The organism is Flavobacterium sp. (genome assembly GCF_034111225.1).
GTDB lineage: Bacteria > Bacteroidota > Bacteroidia > Flavobacteriales > Flavobacteriaceae > Flavobacterium.
Window position 1 is genome coordinate 271,788 of record NZ_JAWUXR010000011.1, and the last position, 14,722, is coordinate 286,509.

A 14,722-nucleotide genomic window follows, 5' to 3' on the forward strand; every position below is an offset into this window, starting at 1 on the left:
TGTTTTAAAACCACATTTGAAAAAGATAAAATGGCAACAGAAAATGTTTTTCCACCTAGAGAACCAAAACCAAAATGGCTTCGTGTAAAATTACCAACTGGTAAAAAATACACCGAATTAAGAGGTTTAGTAGATAAATACAAGCTAAATACTATTTGTGCTTCAGGAAGTTGTCCTAATATGGGAGAATGTTGGGGAGAAGGAACAGCTACTTTTATGATTCTAGGAAACATTTGTACGCGTTCTTGTGGTTTTTGTGGTGTAAAAACGGGTAGACCCGAAACTGTTGATTGGGATGAACCCGAAAAAGTGGCTCGTTCTATTAAATTAATGAGCATTAAACATGCCGTTATCACCAGCGTTGACAGAGATGATTTAAAAGACATGGGATCTATCATTTGGGCTGAAACAGTTAAAGCTATCAGACGAATGAATCCTAATACAACATTAGAAACTTTAATTCCAGATTTTCAAGGAAACACTAGAAATTTAGATCGAATTATTGAAGTCGCTCCAGAAGTAGTTTCTCACAATATGGAAACCGTAAAACGTTTAACAAGAGAAGTTAGAATTCAAGCGAAATACGAGAAAAGCTTAGAAGTTTTAAGATATTTAAAAGAACAAGGCATCAAAAGAACTAAATCAGGAATCATGCTTGGTTTAGGCGAAACCGAAGAGGAAGTAATTCAAGTACTTCATGATTTAAAAGATGCTAAAGTAGATATTGTTACTATTGGTCAATATTTACAACCTACAAAAAAACATTTGCCTGTTAAATTTTTTGTTACTCCAGAGCAATTTGAAAAGTACGAAAAAATAGGAAAAGAACTTGGTTTTAGACATGTAGAAAGCGGCCCATTAGTTCGTTCTTCTTACCATGCAGAAAAACACATTCATTAAAATGAGTAAAACAAGAATAGCTATTAATGGTTATGGAAGAATAGGTCGAAATTTATTTCGTTTATTACTGAATCATCCTACAATTGAAGTAGTGGCAATAAATGACATTGCAGACAACAAAACAATGAGTCATTTAACCAAATACGATAGTATTCATGGTGTTTTACCTTATGAAATAAAGCATAACGAAACTTCAATTTTTGTTGACCAAAAAGAATATTTATTTTTTCACGAAAAAGAAATTTTTAATTTAGACTGGAAAACATTAGACATTGATATTGTTATTGAAGCTACAGGCAAATTTAAAACCTGGGAACTGGCTAACCAACATATAATTGCTGGTGCTAAAAAAGTAATTCTTTCTGCTCCTTCTGAAGATGAGACCATTAAAACGGTTGTTATGGGGATTAATGAAAGTATTTTAAATGGCTCTGAAACTATTATTTCTAATGCAAGTTGCACTACTAACAATGCAGCACCAATGATAAAGGTAATGCAATCTATAGGAGAGATAGAACAAGCTTATATTACAACAATTCATTCTTACACAACAGATCAAAGCTTACACGATCAACCGCATAAGGATTTAAGAAGAGCTCGTGGAGCTTCGCAATCTATTGTTCCTACTACTACAGGTGCAGCAAAAGCAATTACCAAAATTTTTCCAGAACTTGAAGGAAAAATAGGCGGTTGTGGAATTCGCGTTCCTGTTCCAGACGGCTCTTTAACCGATATTACTTTCAACTTGAAAGAAAAAGTAACCATTGAAGAAATCAATAAGGCTTTTAAAGATGCTTCCGAAGGAAAATTGTCAGGAATACTAGCCTATACTGAAGATCCAATTGTTTCTGTCGATATTATTGGCAACAAAAATTCGTGTTTATTTGACTCGCAATTGACCAGTGTTATTGACAATATGGTAAAAATTGTAGGTTGGTATGATAACGAAATTGGATATTCTTCAAGATTAATTGACTTAATAAGCTTTGTCTCAAAAAAATAATTTTTATATTTATAAAATATTATAATTTTCACTAAAGTCATAAGCATTGCAAATTAAAGGATACTTATTAACTCTTTTATTTTTAACTTCATTAAGTTATTCGCAATCGCTATATAAAGAAAACACCAAAATAAACGACAGTGTTGATTATTTCTTAGAAGTAGCCGTTTTTAATAAAGACGATAAAAAATCCTTTAATAAAGCTATAATTTATACTGAAAAAGCAATTGAATACGCAAAAAAAAATAACCTAAAAGACAAACTTGCCGATTGTTATTTAGTGCTTGGAAGTATTCATTTTGACTTAAATAAAACTGATTTAGCAATTGAAAATTTCATACGAAGCATCAATTATCACAATAAAAAAGAAAAGAGTACAAATTTGGCTTTAGCCTACTATAGTTTAGGAAATTGTTATCTAACAAAAAATAAAACTGACCTCTCTGAAATTTATCTAAATAAATCAGCACAAATATATAGTCAATTAAATTTTCCAGACGCAATTGATTTAATCAATCTTCAAAAAGGAATTATCCAAAAAAATAAAAACAATTTTACTGAAGCAGAATTAATTCTTCAAAAAGTTATTATAGATGTTACAAATAAAGATTTCATAAACACTAAAGTTGAAGCCTTATTCCAATTAGGTCAAATTTATTTTATTAAAAAAGAATACAAAAAAGCGGTTCAATATTACACTAAAGCTTTAAAGACTAACAGAAAAGGGAATAACAACATACAATTAGAAATAATAATTTTAAAAGAGCTAAGTACTCTTTACAAATCAACCAAAGAGTTTGAAAAGTCTAATTTTTATTTAGAAAAATACGTTGTGATTTTAGATTCGTTAGGGAGCGATTTTAATAACTTAATTTCCGAAAACACTTTTAATGAAATTAAATTTGATAAACAACTTCAAACTATTGAGCAATTAGACAAAGAGCAAAAAAGTCAACAAAGAACTTTAAGATTTTCTAAATTAATAAGCATACTTAGTATCGCTTTAATTTCGATATTATCCTTATTAAGTTTGTCTTTATACAAAAACAATAAAATAAGAATAAGTACTAATAAACTTCTTAAAACAAAAAACAAAGAGCTAATTACTCAAAAAGAAAAAGTTGAACTTGCGTCAAAAGCACGTTCTAAATTTTTAGCAACTGTTAGTCATGAATTAAGAACTCCTTTAAATGCAATAAATGGTATTACTTATTTATTATTACAAGAAAAACCTAAGGCAAGTCAGTTACAATATTTAAAATCCTTAGAATTTTCAGGAAATTATTTATTAAACTTTATCAATGATATTTTAGAAATTAACAGATTAGAATCTAACAAAGTCCAAAGTGAAAAAATTAGCTTTAATATTATTGAATTAGTCGAAAATATTAAAACTTCCTTTAATGAATTTATATCTGAAAACAATATTGATTTTCATACCAATATTGATGATTCTATTAACTTTAATTTAATTGGCGACCCAACAAAACTTTCTCAAGTTTTAATAAACTTATTGAATAATGCAATTAAATTTAGTAAAAACGGAAAGGTTTGGCTTACCATAAACAAAACCTCTGAAGACAAAGATGAAGTGGTTTTGTTTTTTGAAATTGAAGATAACGGAATCGGAATTCCAATAGAAAAGCAAGAAAATATCTTTGATAGTTTTAGTCAAGGTTCTGTTGAAATAAACAGAACATATGGAGGAACAGGCCTTGGTTTATCTATTGTAAAGAAAATCCTTGAAATAATGGGCTCAAAAATCATTTTATCAAGTGACGGAAAATCTGGTAGTGCCTTTAGTTTTTCAATCAACTTTAAAAAAGCAAAAACAATTACTGCAGCCAATAATGATTTAGAACCTATAATTGAATTTGATATTTCAAACAAAAAAATCTTATTAGTTGAAGACAATAAAATAAATCAAATGATTACCCAAAAAATGTTGGAAAGAAAAAACATTACATGTGTAATTATAGATAATGGTGAAGATGCTATTGAACACATGAAAAACAATTCATATGATTTAATTTTAATGGACGTTCATTTACCTGGAATAAACGGAACTGAAGCTACTGCGGAAATTAGAAAATTCAATGATACAATACCTATTATAGCATTAACTGCTATTTCATTAAATGAGAATAGAGAACTATTAATGTCTTATGGCATGAATGAGGTAATTACAAAACCGTTTTTACCTGAAAAATTCTACGAAGTTGTAATTGAGTATTTAACTAATAAGTAAGGATAAATTCTTTAATTAATTTTCGCACAATAGGCTCTGCTTTTTTAGCAGCTTCTAAAACCTCTTCATGGTTTACTTCATCAATATTCTCTTCATCTCCCATATCTGTAATAATAGAAACACCTATACAATCCATACTCATGTGTTTTGCAACAATAACTTCAGGAACGGTAGACATACCCACGCAATCAGCACCTACAGCCTTAACCATTTTATATTCTGCTAAAGTTTCAAATGTAGGTCCTTGTAAAGCTAAATAAACCCCTTCTTTAAGATCAATGTTCTTTTCGTGAGCAATTGCCCTAACTTTAACATTCATGTCTTTAGAATAAGGCTCACTCATGTTTACAAAACGAGGTCCAAAACGAGTATCATTACTTCCTCTTAATGGATGCTCTGGCATCATATTAATATGATCTGTAATTAACATTACATCTCCTACTTTAAAAGACGGGTTTACACCTCCAGAAGCATTTGAAACAATAAGCTTATTTATGCCCAATTGTTTCATCACTCTAACTGGAAAAGTAACTTGCTTCATGTCATATCCTTCATAAAAATGAAAACGTCCTTGCATAGCCATTACTTTTTTGTTTCCTATTGAACCAAAAAGCAAAGCACCTTCATGACCTTCAACTGTAGAAATAGGAAAATTAGGAATGTCTTTGTATTCCAACTTATGTTCTACTTGAATATCATTAGCAAATCCACCTAATCCAGAACCTAAAATAATTCCGTAATCTGGTGTATAATTAACTATCTTTTGAATGAACTGAACTGTTTCTTCTATTTTCTCCCACATAATCTAAAATAATTTTATCTAAAACATCAGCATCATTAAGAATAGAACTTTTAATGGGCAAATAGAAAAGTTGCTCTTTTGGCAAACTTCCTTGTAATCGCATAAAATCTTTTTCTGTAGTAACGATTGTTTTATTATTAGCTAATTCTTTAATATTATCAATCTCTTTTTCAGTAAAATTATGATGGTCTGAAAACTCTAAAACCAAATCATTTTCCTTTTTTAAATGACGTATAAATGGAAATGGTTTTGCAATACCTGTAATTATAGTCTTTTCAGTTTGCATTAAATCCATTGCATTAATTGATTCAATTTCTGAGCACGCAAACTCATCATACTCAATTTTGCTAAAAAAAACAGGAACATCAACATCTAAATTCTTCTTAATTTCACTCATTGCAAGTTCTGAAATATCAACCGGACATTTAGTGACAATTATCATATTTGCTCTTTTCTTACCAGAACTTGGTTCTCGTAGGTTTCCAAAAGGTAAAATATAATCATCATAAAACAATTCCGAATAAGTAGTAAGTAAAATATAAAAACCTGCCTTTACCTTTCGGTGCTGAAAAGCATCGTCAAGCAAAATAACATCTGGAGCATCATCAAGTTTTAAAAGCTGGGTAATTCCGTTAATTCTATCAGCATCAACTGCAACTTTTACTTTTGGAAATTTAGTAAAAAACTGAAAAGGTTCGTCACCTAATTGTTTTACTGTAGTAGAGTCATCCGCTAAAATAAAATCATTGGTTTCTCTTTTATATCCACGGCTTAATGTAGCTACTTTGAATTTATCATGTAAAAGACGAATTAAATATTCTATTTGAGGTGTTTTACCAGTTCCTCCAACACTTAAATTACCTACAGCAATTATAGGCAAATCAAACGATTTACTTTTAAAAACTTGCTTATCGTAAAAATAATTACGCACCCAAGTTACTATCCAGTATACAAAAGCGACTGGGAAAAGTATTTTTCTTAAAAAATTCATAGTACGAAAGTAGCGTTTTTTTATCTTTGAATAAAATAAATCAATTTTGGTTAAATCAATTAGACATGAAGTTACAAGAAATTATTTCCGTTTTAGAAGAACTTGCTCCTCTTGCATATGCCGAAGACTTTGACAATGTAGGTTTATTAGTAGGCAATAATAATGCAGATGTGAACGGAATTCTTGTTTGCCATGATGCCTTAGAAAATGTTATTGATGAAGCCATTGCAAAAAATTGCAATTTAGTAGTTTGCTTCCATCCTATTCTATTCGCTGGATTAAAGAAAATTACAGGTAAAAATTATGTAGAAAGAGCAATTATTAAAGCCATAAAAAATGACATTGCTATTTATGCACTTCATACCGCTTTAGACAATCATAAAAAAGGAGTAAATAAAATATTTTGTGATGCTCTTGGCTTACAAAAAACAAAAATTTTACTCCCAAAAGAAAATTTTATCCGCAAATTAGTCACCTATACTATTCCAGAAAACGAAACACATTTAAGAAACGCACTTTTTGATGCTGGTGCAGGACAAGTTGGAAATTATGAAAATTGCAGTTTTAATTCGGAAGGAATAGGAACGTATTCTGGAAATGAAGATAGTAATCCAAAAATAGGTTCAAGGTTTGAATTTGTTCAGGCAAAAGAAATAAAAATTGAGGTTGTTTTTGAAAAACATTTGGAAAATAAAATTCTAAAAGCATTATTCAATAATCATGAATATGAAGAAGTTGCTTACGAAATTTACGAAACCAAAAACAAACACCAAAACATTGGTTTAGGAATGATAGGCGAACTTGAAAATGCTTTATCAGAAGAAGAATTTTTAGCGTTAGTAAAAAACAAAATGCAATGTGGCGGAATAAGACACAGTGCTTTACTGGGAAAACCCGTAAAAAAAATTGCTGTTTTAGGAGGTTCTGGCAGTTATGCAATTAAAAATGCATTGCAAGCTGGAGCAGATGCTTATTTAACTGCCGATTTAAAATACCATCAATTCTATGAAGCTGAAAATCAGTTGCTTTTAGCTGATATTGGTCATTTTGAAAGTGAAAGATATACAAAAAACTATATTTTAGATTATCTTAAAGAAAAAATCACTAATTTTGCAGTCGTTTTATCAGAAGAAAACACTAATCCTGTTCAATATTTTTAATATGGCAAAGACAAAAGAACTAAGCGTAGAAGATAAGTTAAGAACTCTTTATTCATTACAATTAATCGATTCAAAAATTGACGAAATTCGTAATGTAAGAGGTGAATTACCATTAGAGGTAGATGATTTAGAAGATGAAGTTGCTGGTTTAACTATCCGTTTAGACAAACTTAAAGGAGACTCAGAACTTATCGACAGTCAAATTAAAGACAAGAAAAATGCTATTGATGAGCACAAATCAGCTATCAAAAAATATTTAGAACAACAAAAAAATGTTCGTAACAATAGAGAGTTTAATTCTTTAACAAAAGAAGTTGAGTTTCAAGAGTTAGAAATTCAATTAGCGGAAAAGAACATTAAAGAGATGAAAGCTTCTATTGAACATAAAAAAGAAGTTTTAAATCAATCTAAAGAAAGACTTGAAGCAAAACAACTTCATTTAAAACATAAAAAAGCTGAATTAAGCGACATTATGGCTGAGACTGAAAAAGAAGAAAACTTCTTAAATCAAAAATCAGAAGAATACCAAGGAAAAATTGAAGAGCGTTTGTTATCTGCTTACAAAAGAATTAGAGGAAGTGTAAGAAACGGATTGGCTGTTGTATCTATCGAAAGAGGAGCTTCTGCTGGATCATTCTTTACAATTCCACCACAAACTCAAATGGAAATTGCTGGTCGTAAAAAAGTATTAACTGATGAACATAGTGGACGTATTTTAGTAGACAACGTTCTTGCTGAAGAAGAAAAAGAAAAAATGGATAAACTTTTTGCAAAAATGTAATTCCAATTTTTATATAAAAAACAAAAATCCCGATTTATTCGGGATTTTTTTATGGTTCTAATTCTAAAAGATCAATTTACTAGACACTAATTACTAAAATACATATCTTTGCACTATGGAAAATAATTTAGTTCGCATCAATAAATTTTTATCAGAAAGTGGTTATTGCTCACGCCGTGAAGCCGATAGACTTATCGATCAAGGAAGAGTAACCATTAACGGAGTTGTGCCAGAAATGGGTACAAAAATTAGTCCAACTGATGAAGTTCGTGTGAATGGTGAATTAATTAAAGAAAAAAAAGGCGAACATATTTATTTGGCATATAATAAACCTGAAGGAATTGAATGTACTACAAACTTAGATATTCGCGATAATATTATTGACGAAATCAATTATCCTGAACGCATTTTTCCTATTGGCCGACTAGACAAAGGTAGTGAAGGGTTAATTTTCATGACCAATGACGGTGATATTGTAAACAAAATCCTAAGAGCAAGAAACAATCACGAAAAAGAATATATTGTAACTGTAGACAGAACTATTACAGATCGATTTATTGATCAAATGGCTAATGGTATTCCTATTTTAGATACGATTACACGTAAATGCAAAGTGGAGCGCATTAGTAACAATGTATTTAGAATTGTATTAACACAAGGTTTAAACCGTCAAATTCGTAGAATGTGCGAATATTTAGATTATGACGTTGTGGCGCTAAAAAGAACCCGTATCATAAATATTTCTTTAGACTTACCTGTTGGAAAATACAGAAACCTTACTCCTAAAGAATTGGAAGATTTAAATGCATTAATTTCTGAATCTAGTAAAACAGAAGAAGCCAGTTTACCAAGCAACAAAGCGAAGTTTACAGGAAGTAGAAATTATGACGAGAGGAATCGTTAGATTTTAATAAATTACATGAAACCCTATTTTACAATATTATTAGTTTTCACATTGCTAAGTTGTTCAACATCGAAAACAACAATGCCAGATAAACTAGACCCAATCCAAATTGAAAATGCAAAGCAATTTGCTTTTTCTCAATTTGAAAGTTGTTCAACTGGAAAATATATTCCAATTACTACTAAAATTGCAACACCAGGATTTGCAAGAAGCTTAACTATTGATGTAATGAAACCTTTTTGTGCAGAAGTTAACGAAAGCTTCGGAAAACTTTTAGGTTTAAAAATAGAACAAACATTAGTCTATAAAAAAACGTTAATCTATAGATTTAAGGCTACTTATTCTAAAATAGACCATAATCCAGAGATTAGAGTGTACTCTACTTTAAACCATAAATATTCAGGATTAATAATGAAACCCGAATATCTAATCAAATACACTCCTTTTAAACCAGAAACTAAGATATAGAATTAATTGTTTCCTTGAATGACACTTATTTTAAAACAATTTCCATTACATAATCGTCCATGATGTAATTTTTACCAATATCAATTACTTCTTCTTTAATAATGGTAAAACCAAGTTTTGTATAAAAGTCCTTGGCAGTATTGTATTTATTTACGTTTAAGAAAACAGCTTTTTGGTTATTTTCTTTTGCTTTTTCCACTACTAGGTTAAAAAGTAATTTGCCAACTCCAGTTCCTTGTGTTTCGGGTAAAACGTATATTTTATGAATTTTTGTTTTATGAGGCTCGAAGTTAATTTCATAGGCAACAAAACCAACATATTTTCCCGTATCATTCTTCGCTAAGTAAAAAACATGTCCTTTCTCTTCCATTTGTTGTTTTAAAGCCATTTCAGAGTAAAACATACCCAACATATATGTCAATTGCTCAGACGAAAGAATTTCGCCATAGGCAGATGGCCAAATAGCATACGCTAAATCTTTAATAATAGTTGTGTGTGAAGAATTTGCTAAAACAAGTTGCATAAAAATAGAATTTATACAAAAATAATAAAGTCCCACTAATTGCGAGACTTTATTTTATTAAGCTTGACCTGTTGGCCCAAAATTCAAAGGAATATTTGGAGTTTCTCCTTCTGTTATTTCTCCATGTTGGCTTTCAAATCTTTTAATATTTTCGGCCATAGCTTTTAATAATCTTTTAGCATGTTGTGGTGTTAAGATTATTCTCGATTTTACCTTTGCTTTTGGTGCTCCAGGCATCACTGCAACGAAATCTAAAACAAATTCGCTATTAGAATGATTAATAATAGCTAAGTTAGAATAAATTCCTTCAGCTATTTTTTCATCTAATTCAATGTTGATTTGTCCTTGTGGGTTGTTATTTTCCATAATTAGTTGTTTTAAAAAAAGCCTAACAGAAACATCTGTTAGGCTTTTAAGTTATTTTGAAAGCTTAAAGATGAAATTAATAATTAAATTCTTCTTTAGCAGCCATTAATTCATTGAATTCTTCTTTAGAACCTACAATTATATCGTCATAATCTCTCATACCTGTTCCGGCTGGGATTCTATGTCCTACAATTACATTTTCTTTCAATCCTTCTAATGTATCGATTTTACCTGCAACAGCAGCTTCGTTTAATACTTTAGTAGTTTCCTGGAACGATGCCGCAGAAATGAATGATTTAGTTTGTAAAGAAGCTCTTGTAATACCTTGTAATACAGGTGTTGCAGTTGCTTGAATAACATCTCTAGCTACAGCCAAGTTTTGATCATTACGTTTTAAGATAGAATTTTCATCTCTTAATTGACGTGGTGATATAATTTGACCTGCTTTAAGCGTTTCAGAATCTCCTGCATCTTCAACAACCTTCATACCATATAATTTATCGTTTTCAACAATAAAGTCTCTTGTATGGGCTAATTGATCTTCTAATAACAAAGTATCTCCTGGATCAACAATTCTAACTTTACGCATCATTTGACGTATTACTACTTCAAAGTGCTTGTCGTTAATTTTTACCCCTTGTAAACGGTAAACTTCTTGAATTTCATTTACAAGATATTGTTGTACTGCTGAAGGTCCTTTAATATTTAAGATATCAACTGGAGTAATTGCACCGTCTGATAATGGAGTACCTGCTTTAACAAAGTCATTTTCTTGTACAAGAATTTGATTTGATAATTTAACTAGGTATTTCTTAACATCTCCAAATTTAGATTCAATTGCAATTTCTCTATTTCCTCTTTTAATTTTACCAAAAGTAACTACACCGTCAATTTCAGAAACTACCGCTGGGTTTGAAGGATTACGAGCTTCTAACAACTCTGTAATTCTTGGTAAACCTCCTGTGATATCACTTGACTTAGAAGAACGACGAGGAATTTTAACAAGAATTTTTCCTGCTTTAATTTTCTCTCCATCATCAACCATCATGTGAGATCCTACTGGTAAATTGTATGAACGAATTAATTCACCGTCTTTACCATAAATATGTAATGTTGGAATTAATTTTTTATTACGTGCTTCAGAAACTACTTTTTCTTTAAAGCCTGTTTGCTCATCAATCTCTACAGCAAAGGTTTCACCTTGCTTAAGATCTTCATATTCAACTTTACCTGTAAATTCAGAAATAATAACTCCATTATATGGATCCCATTTACAAACTGTTGTTCCTTTTTCTACAGTATCACCATCTTTAACAAAGATATTTGAACCGTAAGGTATATTATGTGTATTTAAAACAATTCCTGTTTTAACATCTACTAATTTTAATTCAGTTGAACGAGAAATAACAGTATTAACTGTTTTTCCATCAGCATCTTCACTTTTAACCGTTTTTAAATCTTCAATCTCAAGTTTACCTGCAAAACGAGTTACAATACTTGATTCTTCAGAAATACCTCCGGCAACCCCTCCAACGTGGAACGTACGAAGTGTTAACTGTGTACCAGGCTCACCAATAGACTGAGCAGCGATTACACCAACTGCCTCACCTCTTTGCGTCATTTTACCTGTTGCAAGGTTTCTTCCGTAACATTTAGCACAAATACCTTTTTCAGCCTCGCAAGTTAATGGAGATCGAACTTCGATTTGTTCTAATGGAGATTCATTAATTGTTTTTAATACAGATTCTAAAATTTGTTCTCCCGAATTAACAATAACTTCAGAAGTTAAAGGATTTACAATGTCATTTAAAGCAACACGTCCTAAAATTCTTTCACCTAAAGTTTCAACAATTTCTTCATTTTTCTTTAAAGCAGAAACTTCAACTCCTCTTAACGTACCACAGTCTACAGAATTTACAATAACATCTTGAGATACATCATGTAATCTTCTTGTTAAGTAACCTGCATCGGCAGTTTTAAGGGCTGTATCGGCAAGACCTTTACGAGCACCGTGAGTAGAAATAAAGTATTCAAGAATCGAAAGACCTTCCTTAAAGTTAGAAAGAATTGGATTTTCAATAATTTCACCACCACCAGCAGTAGATTTTTTTGGCTTAGCCATTAATCCACGCATACCAGTTAACTGACGAATTTGTTCTTTAGATCCCCTTGCTCCAGAATCAAGCATCATATATACCGAGTTGAACCCTTGTTGGTCTTCTCTAATATTTTTCATTGCTAATTCTGTTAATTTAGCATTTGCAGAAGTCCATATATCAATAACTTGGTTATAACGTTCGTTATTAGTAATAAGACCCATGTTATAGTTCAATGAAATACCTTCAACTTGTACACGTGCATCTGCAATTAACTGACCTTTTTGCTCAGGAATTCTAATATCACCTAATGAGAATGATAAACCACCTTGGAAGGCAAATTTATAACCCATATTTTTGATATTATCTAAAAACTCAGCAGTTACAGGAACACTAGTTACTCCTAAAATTTTACCAATAATATCACGTAATGATTTTTTAGTTAAAACTTCATTGACATAACCTGCTGCTTCTGGAACAACTTCGTTAAATAATACTCTACCGGCAGTAGTTTTAATGATTTGGTTCACTAATTCACCTTCTTCATTAAAATCTTTTGCTCTTACTCTTATACTAGCGTTAAGTTCTAATCTTCCTTCGTTTAAAGCGATATTTACCTCTTCAGCAGAATAGAAAGTTAATCCTTCACCTTTAATTTTTCTTGTATCATCAGACACACGTTCTTTGGTCATATAGTAAAGACCAAGTACCATGTCTTGAGAAGGTACCGTAATTGGAGCACCATTTGCAGGATTCAAGATATTATGAGATGCTAACATTAACAGTTGACACTCTAAAATAGCTTCAGGTCCAAGTGGTAAATGTACAGCCATCTGGTCACCATCAAAATCGGCATTAAAGGCAGTACACACTAATGGGTGTAATTGAATTGCTTTTCCTTCAATTAATTTTGGCTGGAAGGCTTGAATACCTAATCTGTGTAACGTAGGAGCACGGTTAAGCATAACTGGGTGACCTTTAATTACATTTTCAAGGATATCCCAAACTACTGGCTCTTTTTTGTCTATAATTTTCTTAGCAGATTTTACTGTTTTAACAATTCCTCTTTCTATTAATTTACGAATAACAAAAGGTTTGTATAATTCAGCTGCCATATCTTTTGGCAATCCACATTCAAATAATTTTAATTCTGGTCCAACAACAATTACCGAACGAGCAGAATAATCAACACGTTTTCCAAGTAAGTTTTGACGGAAACGACCTTGTTTACCTTTTAACGAATCTGATAAAGATTTTAAAGGTCTGTTTGATTCAGTCTTAACAGCTGAAGCTTTTCTTGTGTTATCGAATAACGAGTCTACAGATTCCTGTAACATACGCTTTTCGTTTCTTAAGATAACTTCTGGAGCTTTGATTTCAACTAATCTTTTTAAACGATTGTTACGGATGATTACTCTTCTGTATAAATCATTTAAATCTGAAGTAGCAAAACGACCACCATCAAGTGGCACAAGAGGACGTAATTCTGGTGGAATAACCGGAATTGCTTTTAAAATCATCCATTCTGGACGATTTTCTCTGTTTTTATTAGCTTCACGGAAAGCTTCAACAATGTTTAATCTTTTTAAAGCTTCTGTTTTTCTTTGTTTAGATGTCTCTGTATTTGCAGCATGACGTAATTGATATGACAATTCGTCTAAGTCAATACGAGATAATAAATCCATAATACATTCAGCACCCATTTTGGCGATGAATTTGTTTGGATCGTTGTCATCTAAATATTGATTCTCCATAGGAATAGTATCTAAAATATTTAAATACTCTTCTTCAGTAAGGAAATCTAATCTTTTTAAATCTTCACCTTCAGCGCTTTTAGCAATACCTGCTTGAATAACTACATATCTTTCGTAGTAGATAATCATATCTAATTTCTTAGACGGTAACCCTAAAATATAACCTATTTTATTTGGTAAAGAACGGAAATACCAGATATGAGCAATTGGCACAACTAAATTGATGTGACCTACTCTATCTCTACGTACTTTTTTCTCTGTAACTTCAACACCACATCTATCACAAACGATTCCTTTATAACGGATTCTTTTGTATTTACCACAAGCACATTCATAATCTTTAACTGGACCGAAAATACGCTCACAGAAAAGACCATCTCGCTCTGGTTTATGTGTACGATAGTTAATAGTTTCAGGTTTTAAAACCTCACCTCTTGATTCAGATAAAATTGATTCAGGAGACGCTAAGCCTATCGTAATTTTGTTAAATCTCTTAACGGGATTTTTATCTTTATTATTTCTATTATTCATCATAGTCTTTACTATTGATTTATTTGCAATTAAAAATTGATTCTCATTTAAGTCGAAAGTTTAAAAGTTAAAAGTCGAAAACCATTAAAGACTTTCAAACATTATGACATTTAACTTGAGACATAAACACTACCACGAATTACTTCTCTAAACCTTAAAACTAAATTTAAGATGCTAATTATAAAAAACTTTTTT

The 14,722-nt window shown here is 30.9% G+C and carries 12 protein-coding genes; 7 read left to right on the forward strand and 5 right to left on the reverse strand.

Annotated features, from left to right (window positions below):
* Nucleotides 1-30 precede the first annotated feature (30 nt).
* From lipA to UXY25_RS06575, 3 genes are read left to right on the forward strand one after another with little or no spacing between them, the layout of a single operon-like run.
* Nucleotides 31-900, forward strand: coding sequence for a lipoyl synthase (gene lipA / locus UXY25_RS06565; RefSeq protein ID WP_320815210.1), 870 nt, complete (start codon nt 31-33; stop codon nt 898-900).
* A gap of 1 nt (nt 901) precedes the next feature.
* Nucleotides 902-1,903, forward strand: a complete 1,002-nt coding sequence (gene gap, locus UXY25_RS06570; protein ID WP_320815211.1) for a type I glyceraldehyde-3-phosphate dehydrogenase — start codon at nt 902-904, stop codon at nt 1,901-1,903.
* Nucleotides 1,904-1,949: 46 nt separating this feature from the next.
* Complete coding sequence (locus UXY25_RS06575; RefSeq protein ID WP_320815212.1) at nt 1,950-4,151, forward strand: ATP-binding protein; 2,202 nt, start codon at nt 1,950-1,952, stop codon at nt 4,149-4,151.
* On the opposite strand, the gene UXY25_RS06580 is transcribed toward UXY25_RS06575, so the two are convergent.
* Together UXY25_RS06580 and lpxK are read right to left on the reverse strand one after the other, a co-directional pair.
* Complete coding sequence (locus UXY25_RS06580; protein WP_320815213.1) at nt 4,141-4,953, reverse strand: purine-nucleoside phosphorylase; 813 nt, start codon at nt 4,951-4,953, stop codon at nt 4,141-4,143. The genes UXY25_RS06575 and UXY25_RS06580 overlap by 11 nt on opposite strands.
* On the reverse strand, nt 4,904-5,944 hold the full coding sequence (gene lpxK / locus UXY25_RS06585; RefSeq protein WP_320815214.1) for a tetraacyldisaccharide 4'-kinase: 1,041 nt from the start codon (nt 5,942-5,944) through the stop codon (nt 4,904-4,906). Before lpxK ends, UXY25_RS06580 begins: the two co-directional genes overlap by 50 nt.
* 65 nt (nt 5,945-6,009) lie before the next feature.
* Between lpxK and UXY25_RS06590 the strand changes: the two genes are divergently transcribed.
* The 4 genes from UXY25_RS06590 (at nt 6,010) to UXY25_RS06605 (ending at nt 9,257) form a co-directional block, all read left to right on the forward strand.
* A complete protein-coding gene (locus tag UXY25_RS06590; protein WP_320815215.1) occupies nt 6,010-7,104 on the forward strand; it encodes a Nif3-like dinuclear metal center hexameric protein in 1,095 nt (364 codons plus the stop codon).
* Between the two features lies 1 nt (nt 7,105).
* Nucleotides 7,106-7,885, forward strand: coding sequence for a hypothetical protein (locus tag UXY25_RS06595; protein WP_320815216.1), 780 nt, complete (start codon nt 7,106-7,108; stop codon nt 7,883-7,885).
* Nucleotides 7,886-8,000: 115 nt separating this feature from the next.
* On the forward strand, nt 8,001-8,789 hold the full coding sequence (gene rluF / locus UXY25_RS06600; protein ID WP_320815217.1) for a 23S rRNA pseudouridine(2604) synthase RluF: 789 nt from the start codon (nt 8,001-8,003) through the stop codon (nt 8,787-8,789).
* A gap of 81 nt (nt 8,790-8,870) precedes the next feature.
* Nucleotides 8,871-9,257 (forward strand): hypothetical protein, encoded by a 387-nt coding sequence (locus UXY25_RS06605; RefSeq protein WP_320815218.1) that lies wholly within the window; start codon nt 8,871-8,873, stop codon nt 9,255-9,257.
* 25 nt (nt 9,258-9,282) lie between these two features.
* Here the strand turns inward: UXY25_RS06605 and UXY25_RS06610 are convergent, their stop codons facing one another.
* From UXY25_RS06610 to rpoC, 3 genes are all read right to left on the reverse strand, one after another.
* The gene (locus tag UXY25_RS06610) at nt 9,283-9,780 is read right to left on the reverse strand and encodes a GNAT family N-acetyltransferase (RefSeq protein ID WP_320815219.1); all 498 of its coding nucleotides are present in this window, start codon (nt 9,778-9,780) and stop codon (nt 9,283-9,285) included.
* A gap of 57 nt (nt 9,781-9,837) precedes the next feature.
* Nucleotides 9,838-10,146, reverse strand: coding sequence for a DUF3467 domain-containing protein (locus tag UXY25_RS06615; protein ID WP_320815220.1), 309 nt, complete (start codon nt 10,144-10,146; stop codon nt 9,838-9,840).
* Between the two features lie 76 nt (nt 10,147-10,222).
* Nucleotides 10,223-14,530 carry a DNA-directed RNA polymerase subunit beta' gene (gene rpoC / locus UXY25_RS06620; protein ID WP_320815221.1) on the reverse strand — a complete coding sequence of 1,436 codons (4,308 nt, stop codon included), beginning with the start codon at nt 14,528-14,530 and terminating at the stop codon, nt 10,223-10,225.
* Nucleotides 14,531-14,722: the final 192 nt, after the last annotated feature.

Coding starts and splice junctions, on each gene's coding strand:
- UXY25_RS06610 (WP_320815219.1), bottom strand. CDS start 9,780: ATGCAACTTGTTTTAGCAAATTCTTCACACACAACTATTATTAAAGAT.
- UXY25_RS06590 (WP_320815215.1), top strand. CDS start 6,010: ATGAAGTTACAAGAAATTATTTCCGTTTTAGAAGAACTTGCTCCTCTT.
- UXY25_RS06615 (WP_320815220.1), bottom strand. CDS start 10,146: ATGGAAAATAACAACCCACAAGGACAAATCAACATTGAATTAGATGAA.
- UXY25_RS06595 (WP_320815216.1), top strand. CDS start 7,106: ATGGCAAAGACAAAAGAACTAAGCGTAGAAGATAAGTTAAGAACTCTT.
- UXY25_RS06580 (WP_320815213.1), bottom strand. CDS start 4,953: ATGTGGGAGAAAATAGAAGAAACAGTTCAGTTCATTCAAAAGATAGTT.
- UXY25_RS06605 (WP_320815218.1), top strand. CDS start 8,871: ATGCCAGATAAACTAGACCCAATCCAAATTGAAAATGCAAAGCAATTT.
- lipA (WP_320815210.1), top strand. CDS start 31: ATGGCAACAGAAAATGTTTTTCCACCTAGAGAACCAAAACCAAAATGG.
- rpoC (WP_320815221.1), bottom strand. CDS start 14,530: ATGATGAATAATAGAAATAATAAAGATAAAAATCCCGTTAAGAGATTT.
- rluF (WP_320815217.1), top strand. CDS start 8,001: ATGGAAAATAATTTAGTTCGCATCAATAAATTTTTATCAGAAAGTGGT.
- lpxK (WP_320815214.1), bottom strand. CDS start 5,944: ATGAATTTTTTAAGAAAAATACTTTTCCCAGTCGCTTTTGTATACTGG.
- gap (WP_320815211.1), top strand. CDS start 902: ATGAGTAAAACAAGAATAGCTATTAATGGTTATGGAAGAATAGGTCGA.